Source organism: Haloglomus halophilum (assembly GCF_024298885.1).
In the GTDB taxonomy this organism is placed as follows: Archaea; Halobacteriota; Halobacteria; order Halobacteriales; family Haloarculaceae; genus Haloglomus; species Haloglomus halophilum.
The window spans coordinates 950689-968994 of the sequence record NZ_CP101166.1 but is presented as its reverse complement, the minus strand read 5'-3'; the positions used below and the strand labels follow the sequence as shown (position 1 = coordinate 968994).

15 protein-coding genes and 1 tRNA gene are annotated in these 18306 nt (G+C 70.1%); 4 read left to right on the top strand and 12 right to left on the bottom strand.

Annotated elements, in window-relative coordinates; translation table 11 throughout:
• Nucleotides 1-480 precede the first annotated feature (480 nt).
• Both NL114_RS04805 and NL114_RS04800 read right to left on the bottom strand, forming a co-directional pair.
• On the bottom strand, nt 481-1011 hold the full coding sequence (locus tag NL114_RS04805; protein ID WP_254823663.1) for a DUF5812 family protein: 531 nt from the start codon (nt 1009-1011) through the stop codon (nt 481-483).
• Nucleotides 1012-1083: 72 nt separating this feature from the next.
• On the bottom strand, nt 1084-1539 hold the full coding sequence (locus NL114_RS04800; protein WP_254823662.1) for a hypothetical protein: 456 nt from the start codon (nt 1537-1539) through the stop codon (nt 1084-1086).
• Between the two features lie 163 nt (nt 1540-1702).
• Between NL114_RS04800 and NL114_RS04795 the strand changes: the two genes are divergently transcribed.
• Nucleotides 1703-2407 carry an HAD-IIB family hydrolase gene (locus NL114_RS04795; protein ID WP_254823661.1) on the top strand — a complete coding sequence of 235 codons (705 nt, stop codon included), beginning with the start codon at nt 1703-1705 and terminating at the stop codon, nt 2405-2407.
• Nucleotides 2408-2659: 252 nt separating this feature from the next.
• Nucleotides 2660-4516 (top strand): ABC transporter substrate-binding protein, encoded by a 1857-nt coding sequence (locus NL114_RS04790; RefSeq protein WP_254823660.1) that lies wholly within the window; start codon nt 2660-2662, stop codon nt 4514-4516.
• Nucleotides 4517-4659: 143 nt separating this feature from the next.
• On the opposite strand, the gene NL114_RS04785 is transcribed toward NL114_RS04790, so the two are convergent.
• The 3 genes from NL114_RS04785 to NL114_RS04775 all read right to left on the bottom strand — a co-directional run bounded on the left by NL114_RS04785 (nt 4660) and on the right by NL114_RS04775 (nt 5628).
• Nucleotides 4660-4962, bottom strand: coding sequence for a putative quinol monooxygenase (locus tag NL114_RS04785; protein WP_254823659.1), 303 nt, complete (start codon nt 4960-4962; stop codon nt 4660-4662).
• A gap of 68 nt (nt 4963-5030) precedes the next feature.
• Nucleotides 5031-5261 carry a hypothetical protein gene (locus tag NL114_RS04780; protein WP_254823658.1) on the bottom strand — a complete coding sequence of 77 codons (231 nt, stop codon included), beginning with the start codon at nt 5259-5261 and terminating at the stop codon, nt 5031-5033.
• A gap of 154 nt (nt 5262-5415) precedes the next feature.
• Nucleotides 5416-5628, bottom strand: a complete 213-nt coding sequence (locus NL114_RS04775) for a hypothetical protein (protein ID WP_254823657.1) — start codon at nt 5626-5628, stop codon at nt 5416-5418.
• Between the two features lie 263 nt (nt 5629-5891).
• On the opposite strand from NL114_RS04775, the gene NL114_RS04770 reads away from it, so the two are divergent.
• Nucleotides 5892-6926, top strand: coding sequence for a sensor histidine kinase (locus NL114_RS04770; protein WP_254823656.1), 1035 nt, complete (start codon nt 5892-5894; stop codon nt 6924-6926).
• 43 nt (nt 6927-6969) lie between these two features.
• Here the strand turns inward: NL114_RS04770 and NL114_RS04765 are convergent, their stop codons facing one another.
• From NL114_RS04765 to NL114_RS04735, 7 genes are all read right to left on the bottom strand, one after another.
• The gene (locus tag NL114_RS04765; protein ID WP_254823655.1) at nt 6970-8211 is read right to left on the bottom strand and encodes a hypothetical protein; all 1242 of its coding nucleotides are present in this window, start codon (nt 8209-8211) and stop codon (nt 6970-6972) included.
• Between the two features lie 397 nt (nt 8212-8608).
• Nucleotides 8609-8683: transfer RNA gene (locus NL114_RS04760), tRNA-Ile, on the bottom strand.
• 75 nt (nt 8684-8758) lie between these two features.
• Complete coding sequence (locus NL114_RS04755; RefSeq protein WP_254823654.1) at nt 8759-10633, bottom strand: hybrid sensor histidine kinase/response regulator; 1875 nt, start codon at nt 10631-10633, stop codon at nt 8759-8761.
• 96 nt (nt 10634-10729) lie between these two features.
• Nucleotides 10730-12775: a purple acid phosphatase family protein gene (locus tag NL114_RS04750; protein WP_254823653.1), complete on the bottom strand. Its 2046-nt coding sequence runs from the start codon at nt 12773-12775 to the stop codon at nt 10730-10732.
• Nucleotides 12776-12777: 2 nt separating this feature from the next.
• Complete coding sequence (locus NL114_RS04745) at nt 12778-14967, bottom strand: alkaline phosphatase D family protein (RefSeq protein WP_254823652.1); 2190 nt, start codon at nt 14965-14967, stop codon at nt 12778-12780.
• A gap of 260 nt (nt 14968-15227) precedes the next feature.
• Nucleotides 15228-15746 (bottom strand): FxsA family protein, encoded by a 519-nt coding sequence (locus NL114_RS04740; protein WP_254823651.1) that lies wholly within the window; start codon nt 15744-15746, stop codon nt 15228-15230.
• 217 nt (nt 15747-15963) lie between these two features.
• A complete protein-coding gene (locus tag NL114_RS04735) occupies nt 15964-16656 on the bottom strand; it encodes a LiaF transmembrane domain-containing protein (RefSeq protein ID WP_254823650.1) in 693 nt (230 codons plus the stop codon).
• A gap of 122 nt (nt 16657-16778) precedes the next feature.
• On the opposite strand from NL114_RS04735, the gene NL114_RS04730 reads away from it, so the two are divergent.
• Nucleotides 16779-18254: a glucosamine inositolphosphorylceramide transferase family protein gene (locus tag NL114_RS04730; protein ID WP_254823649.1), complete on the top strand. Its 1476-nt coding sequence runs from the start codon at nt 16779-16781 to the stop codon at nt 18252-18254.
• Nucleotides 18255-18306 lie beyond the last annotated feature (52 nt).

The following is an 18306-nucleotide window of genomic DNA, read 5'->3' as shown; positions in this document are numbered from 1 at the left end:
CGTGTCCCCACTCCCCCGGTCGGTCGGGAGCGTCCGCATCGCGCCGGCTACGGCGCACCCTGGACGAACGCCCACCCCAGGCCGATGGCGGTACCGACGAACAGCACCGCCAGGATGGCGAGGTAGACGAGCTTGCGTTTGAATCTCTCGCGCGCGGTCGTCCCCATGGGCACCGCTTCATTGCACGCCCACAAAAGTTGCTAGCAAGTTTCATTTCACTATCTGGTGACTGAACTGTCTCGTCGGCACCGGTCTCCGCCTCCCGGACGACCCGGTCGGGAGCGAGGTGGCGGACGGTGCCGCTGCTCGCGGTGTAGAGTCATGGCAGCACTACGGCGACGCCCGATTCGGACCACTGCGGTCGTCGAAAGGCGGGTGGCGCCGGTTACTGCACACCATCCGGTACGTGCGACCGGGTGATAAGTGGTCCGGGACGGCGCTCCGGGCTGATTCCGGTGCCCGAGCGCTGTTCACGCCCGGTTACGGGAGGTACCGGACGCTGAGGACGCCCTCCTCGTCGTCCAGTCGCAACTCGACCCGGCGGGCGCCGGCGCGGGCGGCGACGGTCCGGGTGGCCTCGTCGGCGGCCACCTCCGCGGCCGCGTCCGCGACACTCCCCGGGTCCAGCGTCAGCACGTGGAGTTCGCCCTCCCCGGCCCGCTCCCGGCGGGTCACCTCGCCGACGGGCTGGTCGGCGGCGATATCGTAGGCCAGCTCGGTCGGCGGTTCGGGACTGCGCTCGATGCTGAGCGAGCGCTGCGAGGCCACCTCGACGACCCGCCAGGTCACCTCCATCGGCGGCTCGGGCGTGAGCGTCGCCTCGACCACGTCGTCCTCGGCCAGGTCCGGGTTCGACGCGAGCGTGTGGACCTGCCCGCCGTCGACGGCCTTCAGGACGGCGCTGTCGTCGTCCGCGTGCGTGACCACGAACTGCCCGCGCTCGGCGTCCGCGGGACCCTCGGTCCCGGCTCCGGTTTCGTCGTCCCCGTCGCTCGTCGGCTCGTCGTTCATACCGGTGACTGGCGCTCGCGACTGTTCACCGTTTCGTGCTCGGGCCGGCGGTCGGGCCGACGACCGGCCGGTCTACAGTCGCAATCGGACCGTCTCGACGAACGCGGTGGCGTCCTCGTCGTCGGGGAGCCGCCAGTCGTTCGTGGCCTCGAGTCCCGCGGTGCCCTGGAACTGGTAGTACGGCTGGTTCGACTCGGTCCAGCGGTAGAACCCGTACACCGCGAGGACGGCGAAGCCGGCGGCGACGGCGGACGCGGGCTCGACGGGGACGGCCGCGACGCCCATCAGGAGCGCGGGGACCAGCGTGGCCAGCAGGACCGCCGAGAGTGCGGCGACCAGGTAGCGGGTGTCGCGCCCGGCGACGCGGCCGACGCGCTCGATATCCTCGTACGGGAGGGTCTCCGGGTCCGCGTCCGTCGTCGCCGCCGGCACGCGGAGCACGCGCCGGTCCGTACAGCACCACACCCAGTCCCCGTCGTAGCGGGCGTGGACGGCCTCGTCGCCCCGGAGGTGACGCTCTATCGGCACGGGGGGAGTGACTCGTTCCGGTCGCATAAATCCGTTCGAACGGGCCGCGTCGGCGCGGTCAGGTCCCGTCCGCCCGGTTCCGGGGCAGCCCCGGGCGCTGGCCACGTTCCGGTACCACACGGGAGACAGGGGCTTGATACCCTCGGCGGGCGGAGGGCCGGGCGTGCTTCCGCCGCTGGCCGTGGACATCGACGGGACGCTGACCGACGACGAACGGGCGCTCGACCCCCGGGTACTGCCCGCACTCCGGGAGTGGGCCGCCGAGGCCCCCGTCGTCGTCGCGACGGGGAAGGCGCTCCCGTACCCCGTGGCGCTCTGTGAGTTCCTGGGCGTGCCCAAACGCGTCGTCGCGGAGAACGGCGGCGCCGTCTACGTCGACCACGAGCGGGAGGGCGACGGCGAGCTGCGGTTCACGGGCGACCGCGAGGCCGCCGCGGCCGTCGCCCGCGAGTACGAGGCCGAGGGGTACGACGTGGGCTGGGGACCGACGGACTTCGTCAACCGCTGGCGGGAGACGGAGTTCGCCGTCGCGCACGACTCCCCGCTGGAGCCGCTGGAGCGCATCGCCGACGACCACGGGATGCACGTCTTCGACACCGGCTTCGCCTACCACGTCACCTCGCCCGACGTGGACAAGGGACGGGGACTGGGAGCCGCCGCGGCCGCCCTCGACCTCGAGCCGGACGCGTTCGTCGCGGTCGGTGATTCGGAGAACGACGCCGCGATGCTGGCGCTCGCCGGCCGCTCGTTCGCGGTCGCCAACGCCGACGCCGCGGCCCGTGCCGCTGCCGACACGGTCTGTGCGGGTTCGTACGCCGACGGCTTCCTCGAGGCCGTCGAGACGGTCCGCGAGTCGTTCACCGAGTGAGGCGTTCGCGGGGTGTCGACCGGGTGCGCGTTCGACGGGGGGTCTCGCACGGCGCGTTCCCCGTCAGCGGCGCGCTGGTTGGTGAAATCGGTCTTTTATCGTGCGCCAGCTATAACGCCCCGGAGGCGCTCGCCCCGAGCGTACGGTCCCCAGACTCGGGGCGAGGCACCTCGACCACCCTCCACGCGTCGGGCTCCCACATCGCGTCCACGCCTCTCCCCGTCAGCAGCGGTGTGAGCGACAGCAACGAACATGTCAGAGACAGATGACCGACTCTCCAGACGGCGATTCCTGCAGGCGACCGGCGGTGCCGCAGCGGCGGCGACGGTCGCCGGGTGTAGTTTGAACGACGACGGCGGTGACGGCACCGGCGGCGATGCCACGCCGACGATGTTCGAGACGGGTACCGAGCCCAGTGACGGTGATACAGGTGGCACCCTCCAGCTCATCAACGACACCATCACCACCTTCGACCCCATCGCGGCGACGGACACGGCCAGCGGCCGGGTCATCCGGCAGCTGTTCGAGGGGCTGACGAAGTACCCCAACGGCGAGCAGAAGCCGGTGAACCAGCTCGCGACGAACATCGAGGTGAGCGAGGACTTCACCACCTACACCGTCTCCATCGCGGAGGGGGTGACCTTCCACGACGGGTCGGAGCTGACCGCTCAGGACATCATCTACTCCTGGGAGCGGCTGGCCCAGTCCGAGAACTCGAACCGGCAGTACTTCATCCTCGACAGCCTCGGCGTCGCACACGAGACCCAGGACGGGAGCTACGTGCCCGGGAGCATCGAGGTGACGGCGACCGGTGACTACGAACTCGAGATCCAGCTCGCCGAGCCGTTCCACGACTCGCTGCAGATGATGGCCTACTCCTCGTTCGCGGTGGTCCCGGAGGGGATTGTCGGGGATATCGAGGGACATCAGGGCGAGATGAGCCAGTCCGAGTTCGCCACCTCCAATCCGGTCGGCACCGGGCCGTTCCAGTTCGTCGAGTGGACGGAGGGTGACCACGCCGAGGTCGAGGCCTACGGCGACTACCGTCGGGACGGGCTCCCGTACCTCGACGGCATCTACTGGGCCGTCATCGAGGAGGACCAGCCCCGCTACACCTACTCGACCAACAAGAACGCCGACATCCTGGAGATCCCGACCTCGAAGTACAGCCGGGACAAGGTGACGGTCGTCGAGGAGACGGACGCCGGCCAGGAGCTGGGGTTCTACGGGCCGCTGGACTCCGGTGAGGCCAGCGGCGAGAACGTCCGGTACGTCCGGTCGCCGACGCTGACGACCTACTACATCGCGTTCAACGCCAAGCAGACACCCAAGCCGGTCCGGCAGGCTGCCGCCTACGCCCTCAACCGAGAGGATGTCGTCGAGAGCGTGTTCAAGAACCGCTACCAGACGGGATTCAACCTGACGCCACCGGGTATCTACCCGGGCGGTGCGAGCGCCTACAACAGCGACGTGGAGGAGAACTACCCGTACGGTGTCGGCGAGACCCGCATCGCCGACGCCAAGCAGGTCATGGAGGACGCCGGTTACGGCGAGGACAACACGTTCGACCTGACGGTCAACGCGTACAACTCCGGGGCGTTCCAGCAGCTCGCCAACGGGCTGCGCGACAAGCTCTCCTCGGCGTACATCGAGATCTCCGTGGAGCCGACGGACTTCTCGACCATCATCGAGAAGGGAAACCAGGGGACACTCCAGTGTTACACGCTGGGGTGGCTGGCCGACTGGCCCGCGCCGGACAACTTCCTCCAGCTGATGGCGCCGTCGCTGACGGACGTCGACGAGTTGGGGTCGGCGGCGACCACCTACACGGACTGGGACGACGCCGACACCCAGGCACGCCGGGACGCCCAGGCCGCCTGGGAGAAGATCCAGAACAACCAGGGCCCCACCGAGGAGGCCCAGCAGGCCCGCGACGAGGCCGCCGTGACGATGGAGCAGGCCAACTGGGAGGACGTCATCCTCCTGAACGTGGCTCACGCCGCCGACGAGCGCTTCTGGTACCCGAACACGAACGTCGCGCCGTTCGGCGCGATGGGGTCGTCACGACAGGTCCACGACACCACCTGGAAGGAGGGCGGCGGCGAGTAGGTGCCCGCCCGGCCGAGACGGCGCTGCCACCGAGCCCTCCGCCGCTCGCTCGGCCAGCTACAGCACGTCGATTCACCGTGTCAGGCGCGTCGCCCCCCGCGACGCGTCACTTCCGCTTCCGACCGCTCGCCGCCCAGCGGCGCCTACATCATGCGGGACTTCTCGCTCACGTCGAACCGGTGGAGTTCGACATCGCCGGCGACGAACTCCGGGATGCGGCCCTGGAACGCCTCGAAGTGGTCGCTCCCCATGTGTGACTGGACGGCCTCGTCGTCCTCGTACTGCTCGAAGATGCGCAGCGTCGTGTCGTCCTCCACGTCGAGCGCGACGCGGTAGTCGATGACGCCGTCCTCCTCGCGGGACTGCTGGGCCAGTTCGGTGGCGGCCTCGACGGCCGTGTCGCGGCTGTCGGGGTCGATGGGGATGCTCGCGTTGAGTACGATCATGCGGCTATCGGGTCGACTGGGGCGACCAAAAAGCTACCCCGCGCGGAGACACGCCACGAACCGCGGCGTCAGTCGCTGATGCCCTGTTCGTCGCTCTCGACGGGTGGTGCGGACCGCGCTGCGACGCCGGTCTGCTCGCCGGCCTCGTGTGGCGCGCCCGCCCGCCGGATATGCTCGGCCTCGAAGTGCGCCACGGATGCCTCGTAGCGCGACCGCTCGGCGGACACCTGGATGTCGGTACCACAGTACTGGCAGGTGATCGACTCGCCGGCGGTGTCGCCCATGCCTGTCTCCATCATGTGGACTCGCAAAGGGATGGTGCCGGTACGCCCCGGGGGTATTTATGCAGCGTCAGACGCCTGTGGAACGATGCTGTGTCCGACCGTCTCGGGGGTTCGCGGGTCCGTTCCCGTGTCCCGGTTCCCTGTCGGTTCTCCGTGTCCCGGTTCCCTGTCAGTTCCCCGCGTCACGGTCCCCTTCCGTTCGGGAGTGCGACCCGGCGGCGAGCTCACCGGTCGCTCGCTCGCGGGACACAGCGGGCCGGTCCCGGATGTGCTCGGTCTCGAAGTGCGACGTGAACACCTCGAAGCGGCTTCGCTCGGCGGGAACGTCGACGGCGGTGCCACAGTAGTGACACGGGACCGTCTCGCCAGCACTGTCTCCCATGTCACTCCGTACCGAGCATCGAGGCAAAGGGGTACTGCCGGTGCCGTCCGGGGGTATTTACGATGGGCGCGCCGCGTGGAAGGAGCGCTCGTCCCGCCGGTGCCATCCGACGGCCCGATTCCCCGTGGTGACCGGCAGCGGCGGCGATGGACCGGTACCGTGCCCGGTGGTCGCGGCGCCCCAGTGTTACACGGGCCCACGCCAGTTTTTATATCGACAGCGGGTGTCGTCGTGGACGACGGGACCAGTTCCCGGTATCATCGATGGCTCCCTCGACCGCCTCGCTCTCCGACACCGCGCTCCAGCGGGCCTCCGTCGCGGGGCTCGGCTTCCTGCTATTGTGTCTCTCGCTGGCCAACATCGTCGTGAGTTCGGCACCGTTCTGGCTCCGACTGGTCGAATCCGGGCTCCCGGTCGGGCTGTCGCTGTTCTTCCTCGCCTTCGGCGTCGTGCTCTGGGAGCGCGGCACCGACCCCGAGGATATGCTCCTCATCAGCGCGTGGGGGTTCAGCGGCGCCGTCGTGACGGGCGCGCTCGCGGTCTGGTTGCTCGCGGTGCTCACGTTCCAGCGCGAGAGCGTCACGGACCCCATCTTCATGGTCGCTTCCTCGGCGACCGTCGGCGCCACGTTCGGCGGCGCCGCGGGCTACTACCACGCGCAGCTCCAGCAGACGACCGCCGAACTCCGCCAGCGCAACGTCCGCCTCGACGAGTTCGCGTCCATCGTCAGCCACGACCTCCGCAACCCGCTCGGGGTCGCCAGCGGTGGCCTCCAGCTCGCGAAGGAGACCGGCGACGAGGCGGACTTCGAGCGCGTCGAGCAGGCCCACCGCCGGATGGACCAGATGATCGGCGAACTGCTCACGCTCTCCCAGGAGGGGCGCGACGTGACCGACCTCAAGCCGGTCTCGCTGGAGCGGACGGTCGAACGTGCCCGCAACACCGTCGACGCCGACATCGAGGTGGTCGTCAGCGACGAGACGAAGCTCCGCGCCGACCCCGAGCGCCTCACGGCCCTCTTCGAGAACCTGCTCCGCAATGCCCACGAGCACGCCGGTGCCGACCCGACGGTCACGGTCGGCACGCTCCCCGGCGACGAGGGCTTCTACGTCGCGGACGACGGCCCCGGCATCCCGCCCGACGAACGCGACGAGGTGTTCAACCAGGGGTACACGACCGCTTCCGGCGGAACCGGTATCGGCCTCGCCATCGTCCGGCGCATCGCCGACGCCCACGGCTGGCAGGTGGAGGTGGCCGGGGGCGAGGACGGCGGAGCGCGGTTCGAGTTCCGGGTGTAGGTCGGGAGATGCGGCGCTTCGTCGACGACCGTCCGGTCGTCGGTCAGGGGACCACGTCGCCCTGTGGCTGGACGGGTGGCTCGCTCGGCGGGTTCTGGACCATGTCGATGACATCCTCGGCCGTCACGGCCTGCGGGAGGCCGTTGTAGTCGTACTCGCAGGGGCCCAGGGGGTCGTCGGCGGAGGGTGCCGACGCGTTCTGCAGTTCGCACCGCGAGGTGACCGTGAAGCTCTTGCCGAAGACCGCGGTCTCCAGCTGCCCGTCGACGACGCGCTCCTCGACGAGGACGAGCCCGAGTCCCTTCAGGTAGAGGTACTTCGAGGTCCGGCCGTCGGTGGCCTTGAGCCGCTCGCCGGCGCTGATCTGCTCGCGGTTGGCGACGATGCCCGCGAGCAGCGAGCTACTGGGTCCGCCCCGTTCGAGGAAGGCCAGCGAGCCCCCCGCGACCTGGACGCCGTCCTGGCCGGCCTCCACCTGGCTCAGCTCGGCGACCGCCTCCGGGTCGTTCGGCGGCTCCGTCGGGTCGATCGACGGGTCGTGCGGGTCGTACACCGTACAGGGGCGCGGCGCAACCGCGAACGCCAGCCCCGTCACCGTCTCGGGTGTCAGGAGGCTGGCCGGCACCCCGGGCACGTCGAGTTCCACCGGGAGGTCACTGGGAGCCGGCGCCCGCTCGAGCGGGAGGTCGTCGGACCGGACCGGGAGCGTACACGCGTCGAGTCGCCCGGACGCGTCCGAGCCGTACGGCGAATCCTCCGGCTCGACCGGCGCGCCCTCACCGGTCACCGGCAGCCGGTCGGTGGGGAGCGGGCCGACCGGGAGCAGGCCCGTGCCGACGCCGCGCTCCAACCGGTCACCGGCGAGCGGCTCGGCGGCCGCGTCGGCGGTGGTCGCGTCAGCGTCGGTCGCCTCACCGGTCGAGGTGACGGCGTCCGAGACCGTCCCGGCCGGGCCGGCGCCCCCCTCGGTCACGCCGTCGGTCGGCGCGGTACCATCCGTAACGCCCGCTACCGGCGCCGTGGCCGAGTCGACGGTGTCGCCGACGGCGTCGGTACCCGTCGCGTCGTCGACCTGCCCGGTAGTGGTATCCACCGTGTCATCGACCACGTCGGTGGCGTTGCTTCCAGCCTCGGACTCGTTGGCCCCTCCGAGCAGCCCACCGTCGTCGCCACCGAGGAGACCGCCCTCGTCCGGAGCGGCCGCGACCGGGGCCACCGTGGTCGAGAGGAGGACGGCGAGTGCGAGCGTAACCTGTGCCATCGTCGAACGATTGGTCAGACCCATCCACCCCGACACAGAGCGGACACCCACTTCGGACTTCTACCGGACGACGACGGCCATTTATGACAAGATATAGATAAGAAAGAACGGATGGTCGGACAGGTACGGCTATCGTATATTGGGCATTTCAGGCCCAAAAGAGCGTGTCGGTTGTTGCCGACCTTGAGAATAGATAGTGTATTTGATATGAAGGAGGGCGGACGAACGAAGCGATACACCGCCGACACGAACGCTGCTCGCGTCCCTCGTCTATCGACGCTCCCAGCGTCACGACGCTCCGGGGCCGAGACCGGGGGCCGGAAGATGAGTACTGCCGCTGTTCGGTGTAACGTCCGAGATGAATTGGCTGGGGAGGTCTGCGCCTTGTTTAGCCACGGACAGGCATCGGGTGCCTGGCCCATGGGCCAAACCGGATTTGAACCGGTGACCTCCCGGTTATCAGCCGAGCGCTCGTACCTGACTGAGCTATTGGCCCAGGTAGGCGCACTCGGTGGTACTGCCGTCGATTGTTTAAGCATTACCTTTCGGTGCGGTTTCCCCCACTCACCGGTCAGTCGAACCCGACGTTCCGGACCTCGACCCGGACGCCGCCGGCCTCGCTCTCGGCGAGCGTCAGGTCCCAGCCGTGGGCGTCGGCGATGCGCCGGACGATGGTGAGGCCGAACCCGGTCCCGATCTCGCTCGTGGAGTAGCCCGGGTCCAGGACGGCCTGGCGCTCGTCGGCCGGGATGCCGCAGCCGTCGTCGGCCACGTAGAAGCCCGCATCCTCCGGCAGGCAGCCGACGGTGACGGTGATGTCGGCCGCCGTGTCGTCGTCCGTGCCGTGTGTCACGGCGTTGCGGACGAGGTTCTCGAGGAGGCGCTGGAGCCGGGGGCTGTCGGCCCGGACGTGTCGGTCGGTCTCTACGGTGAGCGTCGCGTCCCCCGTGTCGACGTGCTGCCAGCCCGCCTCGGCGATATCCGCCAGCGGGACCGGAGCGGGGTCCTCGACGGACTCGCCCTCGCGGCCGAGTGTCAGGAGCTCCTCGATGAGTGCGTGCATGCGGTCGTGGGCCCGCTCGACCGGGTCGAGGTGGTCAGAGTCGCACTCCTCGCGGGCCAGCTCCAGGTGGCCTGCGGCCACGTTCAGCGGGTTGCGGAGGTCGTGGCTGACGATGGACGCGAACTCGTCGAGACGCTCGTTGCGTGACTCCAGTTCGCGCTCGTTGCGGCGGCGCTCCGAGATGTCGCGTGCGATGCCACAGAAACCCCAGGGCTCGCCGTCCTCGTCGGTGAGCGCCCGTCCCCGGAACTCGTAGGGGACCGTCGAGCCGTCCGCCATGACGAGGTCGGCCTCGACGTGTGAGCGGCCGGTCTCGTAGATCTCCTGGATGGAGTCCGCGACGCGCTCGGCGTCCTCGTCCGCGATGAAGTCGAGCGGTCCCATCTCGGCCAGTTCCTCGTCCGTGTAGCCCGAGACGACCGTCGCCCGGTCGTTCCACTCGATGAAGTTCCCCCCGTGGTCGAAGACGTAGACGATGTCGTCGAACGCGTCCATGATGGTCTCGGTGAACGCGCGCTGTTCGCGGAGTTCCTGTTCGCGCTCCTTGGCCTCGGTGATGTCGGTGATGAACCCCTCCAGCGCCACCGTGTCGACGGCCTGGCTGCCGGCTCCCCCGTTGTCGAACTCCGCGGGGTCAGCCCACGGTGCGTTCGTCACATCGACAGCTCGGCCGCGCTCCCATACCCACCGTACCTCGCCGTCGGCGTCGACGATGCGGTAGGTGAGTTCGAACGCTTCGCCGGACGTGATGGCGTCCTGGACCGTCTCCCAGGCCACCTCCCGGTCCTCGGGATGGATGATATCCTCCCCCCACGAGATGTCGCCGCGCTCGATGGCGTCGGCGGGGTAGCCGACCAGCTGTTCGCACTCGCCGGCCACGTAGCTCATCGGCCAGCCCGGCGCGTTCTCGCAGCGGTAGACGATACCGGGGAGGTTGCTGATGAGCGTCTCCAGCCGACGGTTGCGTTCCTCCAGCGCCTGCTCGGAGCGGTAGCGCTCGACGGCCTTCTCGATGCGGTTGGCCAGCAGTGCGAACCGTTCGGTGCCGCCCCCCTTCTGCAGGTAGTCGGTGACGCCCGCGGTGATGGCCTCGCTGGCGACCTCCTCGCTCCCCTTGCCCGTGAACAGGACGAACGGCAGGTCGGGGTGGCGCTCGCGAACCCCTTCGAGGAACGTCAGCCCGTTGGCGCCGGGCATGTCGTAGTCGCTCACGATACAGTCGAACGACTCCCGGTCGAGGGTGGCCATCGCCTCGTCGACGCCCGTCGCCGTCGTCACGACGAGGGCGTCGCTCTCGCGTTCGAGGAACTCCGCCGTCAGCTCGAGGAACGCCTGGTCGTCGTCGACGTGGAGTACCCGTCTCGGGTCGCTCGGCGAGTCCATCGCAGGTATCCGTACGGTTCCCCGTCGCCGCTGAAATACCTGTGGGCGGGGAGGTCGGCTACCGGCTTCCCGGCCCCGGAGCGCGGCCGAACAGCCTCAGAACAGCCCCTGCGTGCCGACGCCGACCACGCGCTCGGTGCTGGTCGTGCCCGCGACCGCGGTCCAGCCCGAGTCCCGGTACTGCTCGGTCCCGCGTGCCTGGACCGGCCCGAAGGTGTACTCGCCCGTGTCGTCGGTATCGCCGGGCGCCTCCACGAAGTAGTCCGCGCGGAGTCGGACCGCCTCGTCGTCGGGCGCCGACGGGTCGAGGTAGACGTACTTCGTCCCGGTCCCCTCGGGACCGGATTCGACACGCTCGACCTCGCCGCCGACCACGGTCCACGCCGCCGGAATCCGGTCGCGCAGCTCGACCGTGTCGTTGGCCTCGGTGACCTCGACGGTCATCTGGTTCGTGCTGCCGGCGGTGAAGAGGCGGCCGTCGTCGGTCCGGCGGCCGGTGACCGCGAGCTGTCGTGGCGTCGTCGGCCCGCTGGGGGTCCCCTCGACCTGTGTCGGGCGGCCGCGGCTGTCCTTGACGATGGAGAACTCGTCGACGACCCGGACCGCGTCCCCGGTCGGGTCGAAGTCGTCGGTCAGGGGCGTGGATTCGTCCAGGTCCTGGGCCGCGAGCGGCGGCGCCGCGACGTACTGCACGTCGATGGACGCCTCGTCGATGTCCAGCCGTGTGACGCCGAAGAACTCGGCCGCCGTCGTGTCCATGTACAGCTCGCGCACGCCGAGCGGGTAGTGGCTCACGCCGCCGGTCCCGTTGACGATGAAGGTCGTCCCGTGCGGGTCCTCCTCGTCGAACGGCAACTCGAGGCCCTCGGCGGCCTCTGCCGGCGGGGGGGCGCTCTCCCCGGCGGGCGTCCGCGCCGGGGCTCGGCGCTCCGAGTAGGTCAGCAGGTCGTCGGTGTGCCGGATGGGTTTGGTGCGCTCGTAGACGTGGTTGTCCCCGTGGAGCACGAGGTCCACGTCGTACTCGTCGAAGATGGGCCCCCAGCGCTCCTGCAGGTCGCGCCGGGGCTCGTGGTCCGGCGAGGTGGTCCAGAGCGGGCCGTGGAAGGTGACGATCTTCCATTTCACGTCCTCGTCGTCCTCGGCGCGCTGGAGCGCCGACCGCATGTACCGCTCCTGGACCGCCCCGTAGGTGAGTCCCTGCTCGGTCTCGCAGCGGGGGTCGTACAGCGGGACGAACTCCTCGGCCCGCGCGAGGTCGCCGCAGGCGTCCGCGGTCGTGTTCAGCCCCATGATGAAGGCGTTCTCGTAGACGATGTCCCACCACCGCTGCTTCGAGACGGCGTCGATGTCGGGGTCGTAGATGGGCATCGCGTCGTTGAGCCGGCGGTCGTACTGGACCATGCCGGTCCCGACCTCGGCCTCGTGGTTGCCCGGGACCGTCATGAACGGGGTCGCGGGGCGGTCCGCGGTCCCGCCGTAGTAGTCCTCGTGGACGTCGAAGTACAGCTCCCACGTCGAGGGCTTCCCGTTGGAGTAGGAGATGTCACCCGACAGCAGCTGCATATCGGGGTCGAGCGCCTCGGCGATGGCCATCACCATCCGCGGGTGGGCGTCGCCGGGCCGCTGGCCGGGGTTGTCGGGGTCGGCGGCGCCGTGGTCGCCGACCTGCGTGATGGTGAACCCGTCCGTCCCCGCGTCGCTGTCGTAGCTGGGTGCAGTGCGGACGGCCCGCCGTTCGGAGACCGTCCCGTTCAACTCGACCTCGTAGGCGTACGCCGTGTCGGGCGCGAGCCCCGTCAGCGGGGCCGTGTACGCCATCGCGTCCCTGCCGGGGACGGGCCGGCCGGTCGCGCTCGTGGTCGTGTCGAGGTCGCCCGGCTCGCCGTAGCGCACGGTCGCCCCGGTCGCTGCGGGCGCGCCGGTGAACGCGACGGTCATCATGCTTGTCGGCTCCTGCCCGCAGGCGACGTGGATGCCCTGCGGCCCGTCGCCGATGCCGGCCTCGGCCGCCCCTGCAGCGCTGGCGATGATGGGCGCCGCACCCAGTGCCGCGCTGCCCCGCAGGACGCCTCGGCGCGAGAGCGCGCTGCCGTCGTCCCCACTCTCCCCTGCGTCGTCGGTCGCTGTCGTGTCACGTGTCATGGTCAGAGTCCCCGCTCGAACGCGTCCTCGATGTGGTCCGGGATACCGCTCCCATCGCCGTCGCTGCCGGTAGTGCTGCTGCCGGTGTCGTCCGGGTCGCTATCCGTGCCGTCGGCACTGCTGGCGCTCCCATCGTCGTCGCTGCCACCGTTGCCCCCACTGCTGTCGTCGCCCTCGTCACCGGTCACGGCGTCGACGGTCCCGTCGACCGGACCCGCTCCGGTCGCCACGTCGGGGCCGTCGTTCGCGGTCCCCCCGGCGAACGAGGCCGCGACCCGGTCGCCGATGGTCCCGTCGAGCGTCGGCGAGCGGACCGCCTGCAGTTCGTAGCGCCCCTCGGGCACCCGGTAGCTCCGCAGCAGTGTCTTCGGCGCGTCGGCCGCGTCCACCGACCGGTCCACGTCGTACGCGGTGTACGTGAGCGACCCGTCGCTGATGTGGACCGTCGTGTACCCCCAGCGCGAGGAGTTGAACCACTCGATGTGGGGGTTCTGGGTCTGCACCGCCTCGTCGATAGCGTCCTCGGTCGCGTTCGCGGGGAGGCCGCCGGCGCTGGCGAGGTTGTTGCTGGAGATGCCGGGCGTCATGAACTCGACGCCGACCCGCGGGCCGCCGACGTACTCGGACTGCTCGGGGTCCTTGTAGTCCTGCTTCAGGTAGCCCGCGACGTAGCTGTGCATGTCGCCCGTGAGCGTGACGTAGTTGTCCACCTCGTCACGGGCGAGCCGACCCATGACGAGGTTCCGCTCGGCCTCGTAGCCGTCCCAGGCGTCGTAGTTGAGATACAGGCCGTCGACGCCGGCGTTGGCGGCCTTCAGCGCGGCACACAGCACCTCGTTGCCGTGGAGCTTCCACGTCGCGTCCGTCCCGGTGACGCCGTCGGTGTCGGGCATCGACCCTGGATTGGTGCCCCCGTCGAGGAACCAGCGGTACTGCTCGGTCCCGAGCATCGTCCGGTCGAGGTCGGCCTGGTTGCGCTCGGGCGACGGCGGCGCGAGGTCGCGACCGCTCGCCGCGGTCGGGTCGTCGTCGTCCTTCGGCGGGGGCGAGCGATACAGCCGCTCGTCGGTCATGAACAGCTCCGCGAGGTCGCCGAACTTGAACGAGCGGTAGAGCCGGAAGTACTGCCGTGCGCTGCTCTCCTCGACCGGCTCGTCGGCCTCGTAGGGGTCCTCGTACGCCACCCGGAGCGGGAGGTACTCCAGCATCGCCTTGATGCCGCGGGCGTACAGTCGCCGCATCCGCTCGGGGTCGCCGCCGAACGGGTGGCTCCGCGTGTCCGGGAACCCCGTCCCCGCGTCACCGACCCACCAGCGGTTGTTGATGATCTCGTGGTCGTCCCAGGTGTGGATGAGCGTGTGACGCTCCATCGCGGCCTGCAGGTGGTCGTCGCTCCGGTACGTCCGGTGCAGGTGCCGGTAGTCCGCCAGCGTGTGCGTGACGCTCTTCCCGCTGGGCAGTTCGATGTCGCGGCCGGGCTGCTGGCCGCCGCCGGCGTACTCGTAGAGGAAGTCCCCGAGCGAGACGTGGTAGTCCGCGTCCTCCTCGGCGATGTGGGCGAACGCTCCGTAGTAGCCGTGGAGGTAGTTGTTGCAGGAGCTGACCGCCAGCCGCACGTCGTCGACGGAGGCGTCGGGGGCGGGCATCGTGTGGAGTCGCCCGACCGGGCTCGCCGTCGACGGCGCGTCGCCGCCGGTCTCGTAGACGAAGCGGTAGAAGTAGTACGTGTTCGAGTCGAGTTCGCCGTCGAGGTCGACCCGGACCGTGTGGTCCTGCGCGGCCGACAGTGCCGTCGCGTCGTCGCGTCGTCCGGCCGTCGGAACGGTGAACGTCCGCGCGTCCGTGAAGTCGGCGTCCGCGTTGGTGGCATCGCCGTCCGTCTCGTCCGCGGCCACCTGCAGGTAGAGCTGTCCGTTCGTGAACGCGGCCAGTTCCTCGTCCAGCCGGGTCCAGACGATGGCCCCGCTCGGCGTCGGCCCCCCACTCCCGACCGACTGCGGGAACGCATCGTAGTCGTCGGTCCGGAACTCACCGGGGACGCTCCCGCCCTGGCTCGGGTCGGTCGGTTCCGCGACCGCGCCCGTGCTGAGCAGCGTCGCGGCCGCGGCGCCTGCGGACGCCGCGCCCGCCGCCTTCAGGATGCCTCGTCGTGTCGTGCTGTGCTCGGCTTCGTCACCACGCCGGTCTGTCATCACTCCAGCACGACGGCCGTGTTCTGATAACATTTCTAGCATGAGTGTCCAAAAATATAGTGGGGTGTTGTGGGGTGTATCGCTCCGCCGCGACGGGATGTGTACCGTCCACAGCGCGATAGCTATCGAGCGGTACGGACGGGCAAGACTGCTATATAGTCGAGTCTCGCCCCGATAGCGCTCCCGCTCGGTTCCGGGTGGAACTCGACACGTTCGAGAATCGGTCCGCCACGCCGGTCCGCTACGTCGCCGGGGCCCCGTCAGTCCTGGGGCGAGTCGCTCCCACGGGGGTCGCCCGGGTCGTCGTCGCCGTCGTCGAAGCGGTAGTCCGACTCGTCCAGTTCGACCTCGGTTCGGGGGGGTCCGCCCTCGTACACGTCGCCGGTGACGAAGCCGCCCGTCTTCGCGTCGAGATACGGCGTCACGACGAACTTCCTCGTCGCCAGCCGGAACGGGTAGCGCGTCGGTGGCAGCACCAGCAGGAGCCCGAACAGGTCCGTCAGGAGGCCCGGCGTGAGGAACAGCGCGGCCGAGACGAGGACGAGCGCGCCGTCCAGTAGCTGGTCGCCCGGCAGCTCGCCGTCGGCGAGGTTGCGCTGTATCTTCCGGAGCGTGTGTCGTCCCTCGGCCCGGACCAGCAGCAGGCCCACCAGCGACGTGATGACCACCACGAGCACGCCGTGGGCGATGGTCAGCGGCCCGACCGCCACCAGCCCGACGAGGAGCAGGAGGTCCAGCACCGGGACCAGCAACAGCACGGCCACGAGACGCAGGTCCATACCTCCGGTAGCCGGGGCGGACTCAAAACCCTTGACCTTGCTGCGTCCGCGTCCCAGCGGTGGCCACGCGGCGGCTCGCTCCTACCTCCTGGCGGCCGTCGTCACTGCTCGGATGATGACGGTTCTCCGAGAAACGCTCCTCGACCGGTTCGAAAGTGGTGTATGATCGATGGAAGATATCCATATATGTGGAAAATCTCGCGTAGTGTGAAAATCCTCAATCACTGACCGAGACGCCACCGAACGCGGCGAAGCCGGTGACGATGAGGTCGACCGCCTCGTTGGTGTTCTCGCGGCGGGGGCGTTCGTCGCTGGCGCCGCCGAGGATTGGGATGACCTCCATCCGGACGTTCCACTCCCGCGGGACGATGACCTCGGCGCCGCCGAACAGCGCGACGGTGTTGACGGTCGCGGGGCGGCTGGCGAGTTCGGCCTCCCGGAGGTCCAGTTCCGCGCCGCCGAAGACGGCCGTCAGGTCCGCGCCGGTGAACGCCTTCGAGGTGTTCCGCCGCTCGACGCCGCCGAACGCCGCGAACAGCGAGTTGTACGAGTCGTCGGTCGCGCGCGCCTTCGAGCGGTAGGTTCCGAGGACCACCGAGAGGCCGAACGCGATGATCAGGACGGGCCAGAACGCGACGACCGCGCCGACGGTCGTGTAGCCCAGCGCGACGGCCTGCCACGCGCCGGCCACCACGATGAGGACGGTCGGGCCGACGAAGCCGCGCAGTCCGGCGCGGACGAGCGCCCACACGCCGAGCAGGACGAACAGCGACGGGACGTAGACGAGGTAGTCGTCGACGCGGAACACGCCGGTCGTGTCCAACAGGAGGAGGACACCCAGCAGGACGACGATGGCGCCGAACAGGACCTGTACGGACGGGAACCGCCGGGGAGACGTGGTGGTACTCATGATTTATATACGCCGATGAAAGATATAAATATAGACGCTAGTGGCCGGGCTTCGGGAAGCACCGTCCACTCCCGATGCGGGCCGCCCGAAAGCGTAATCGGCCGTCCGGACGCCTCCCGCCCATGCGCATCCCCTTCGTCCCCTCGCTCCCTGGGCCGGCCCCCGCGGTGGTCCGCCGGTGGCTGGCCGACGGGGCCCTCGCCGACCGGGAACGGCTCCCCCGACCGCCGGCACCGGGCGTCGCGTCGGCCACAGCCGACAGCCCGGGGCGTCACGGACCGGGTCGTGACAGCCCGGGCGCCGACCCCCGGCTCGCGACGCCCCCACTCCGGGTGGACCGCTCCTCCGACGCCGACCGGAACCCCGTCCTGACGGCCGGCGACGTGGACGATGTCTCGCACGTCTCGTTCGTCGCGGACCCGTTCGTCGTCCGGGCGGGGTCGGACGAGAGCGACGACATCCGCGACGACGGCCCGTACCACTGCTTCTTCGAGGTGAAGCGCCGCGACCGCCACCCGCTCCTGGGCCTGCGCGACACCGGGGCGCGGTTCGACATCGGCCACGCCACCAGCCCGGACGGCCGGGACTGGTCGTACGAGGGCGTCGTCCTCCCGGCCGCGCAGGCCGAACACACCTACCCGCACGTCTTCCGCCACGACGGTGACTGGCTCATGGTCCCCTCACCCGCCGGCTCGACGCCGAACGAACTCCGGATCTACCGCGCGACCGACTTCCCGACCGACTGGGAACTGGTTGACACCGCGCTCGCCGGCGCGGTCCGCATCGACCCGACACCCTTCGAGTACGACGGGACGTGGTTCCTCGTCCACCAGGCGCCGGACTACACCGTCCGCCTGCGCTGGAGCGAGCGACTCGTCGGCGGCGACTGGGAGGAGCATCCCGCCAGCCCGCTGTTCGCCCCCGGCGGGAACGACATCGCCCCCGGCGGCCGGCCGCTGGTCGACGCGACGGCGGGCACCGTCGACCTGTTCTTCCGGCGTGGCGACCCCGGCATCGTCGAGGCCTGGCGCGTCGTCGACCCCTCGCGCGAGGACTGGCCGATGCACGAACTCCCCACGTCGCCCGTCGTCTCCGGGTCGGGCGAGCCGGGCGCCTGGGACGAGCGCAACGTCCACCACGTCGACGCGGGGCTGGCCCGGGCGACGGGTAGCGACCTCGTGCTCGTGGACGGGCAGGACGCCGCCCGCGACTACCGGCTCGGCGTGGCCCGGACCCGCGAGTTCGGCGGCGGCACGGAGGGCGTGGAACGGGCAGCACTGGCCAGCCGCACGGTCCATCCGGGCGAGCGGGCCGTCCTCTCCGTGACGGGGACGCTCACCGTTCCGGAGGGCGGCTGGTACCGCGTGTCGGTCCGGCCGCAGGTCGAGAGCCCCGACCCGGTGGCCGTCGAGACGACGTGCTCCGCGGGAGCTGCGAGCGCGAGCGGGACGTTCGACGTCGCCGCGGACGGCCGCGGCCACGTCGCGCTGGGTCCGGTTGTGCTGGCACCCGGTGACCGTCCGGTCGTCGAACTGCAGCACGACGGCGGACGGCCCGTCCGCGTGACGGGTGGGGCTGTTCGGCTCCGGGGCTGGTGAGCCCGAAGAGGGGCGCGTGGGCGTCTCGGCGGTGGTCGGGGGACCGGTCCCC

Excerpts from the sequence above, each read along its gene's own strand:
- NL114_RS04745 (WP_254823652.1), bottom strand. The coding sequence starts at position 14,967 with ATGACAGACCGGCGTGGTGACGAAGCCGAGCACAGCACGACACGACGA.
- NL114_RS04765 (WP_254823655.1), bottom strand. The coding sequence starts at position 8,211 with ATGGGTCTGACCAATCGTTCGACGATGGCACAGGTTACGCTCGCACTC.
- NL114_RS04740 (WP_254823651.1), bottom strand. The coding sequence starts at position 15,746 with ATGGACCTGCGTCTCGTGGCCGTGCTGTTGCTGGTCCCGGTGCTGGAC.
- NL114_RS04775 (WP_254823657.1), bottom strand. The coding sequence starts at position 5,628 with ATGGGAGACAGTGCTGGCGAGACGGTCCCGTGTCACTACTGTGGCACC.
- NL114_RS04730 (WP_254823649.1), top strand. The coding sequence starts at position 16,779 with ATGCGCATCCCCTTCGTCCCCTCGCTCCCTGGGCCGGCCCCCGCGGTG.
- NL114_RS04790 (WP_254823660.1), top strand. The coding sequence starts at position 2,660 with ATGTCAGAGACAGATGACCGACTCTCCAGACGGCGATTCCTGCAGGCG.
- NL114_RS04785 (WP_254823659.1), bottom strand. The coding sequence starts at position 4,962 with ATGATCGTACTCAACGCGAGCATCCCCATCGACCCCGACAGCCGCGAC.
- NL114_RS04805 (WP_254823663.1), bottom strand. The coding sequence starts at position 1,011 with ATGAACGACGAGCCGACGAGCGACGGGGACGACGAAACCGGAGCCGGG.
- NL114_RS04750 (WP_254823653.1), bottom strand. The coding sequence starts at position 12,775 with ATGACACGTGACACGACAGCGACCGACGACGCAGGGGAGAGTGGGGAC.
- NL114_RS04770 (WP_254823656.1), top strand. The coding sequence starts at position 5,892 with ATGGCTCCCTCGACCGCCTCGCTCTCCGACACCGCGCTCCAGCGGGCC.
- NL114_RS04735 (WP_254823650.1), bottom strand. The coding sequence starts at position 16,656 with ATGAGTACCACCACGTCTCCCCGGCGGTTCCCGTCCGTACAGGTCCTG.
- NL114_RS04780 (WP_254823658.1), bottom strand. The coding sequence starts at position 5,261 with ATGATGGAGACAGGCATGGGCGACACCGCCGGCGAGTCGATCACCTGC.
- NL114_RS04755 (WP_254823654.1), bottom strand. The coding sequence starts at position 10,633 with ATGGACTCGCCGAGCGACCCGAGACGGGTACTCCACGTCGACGACGAC.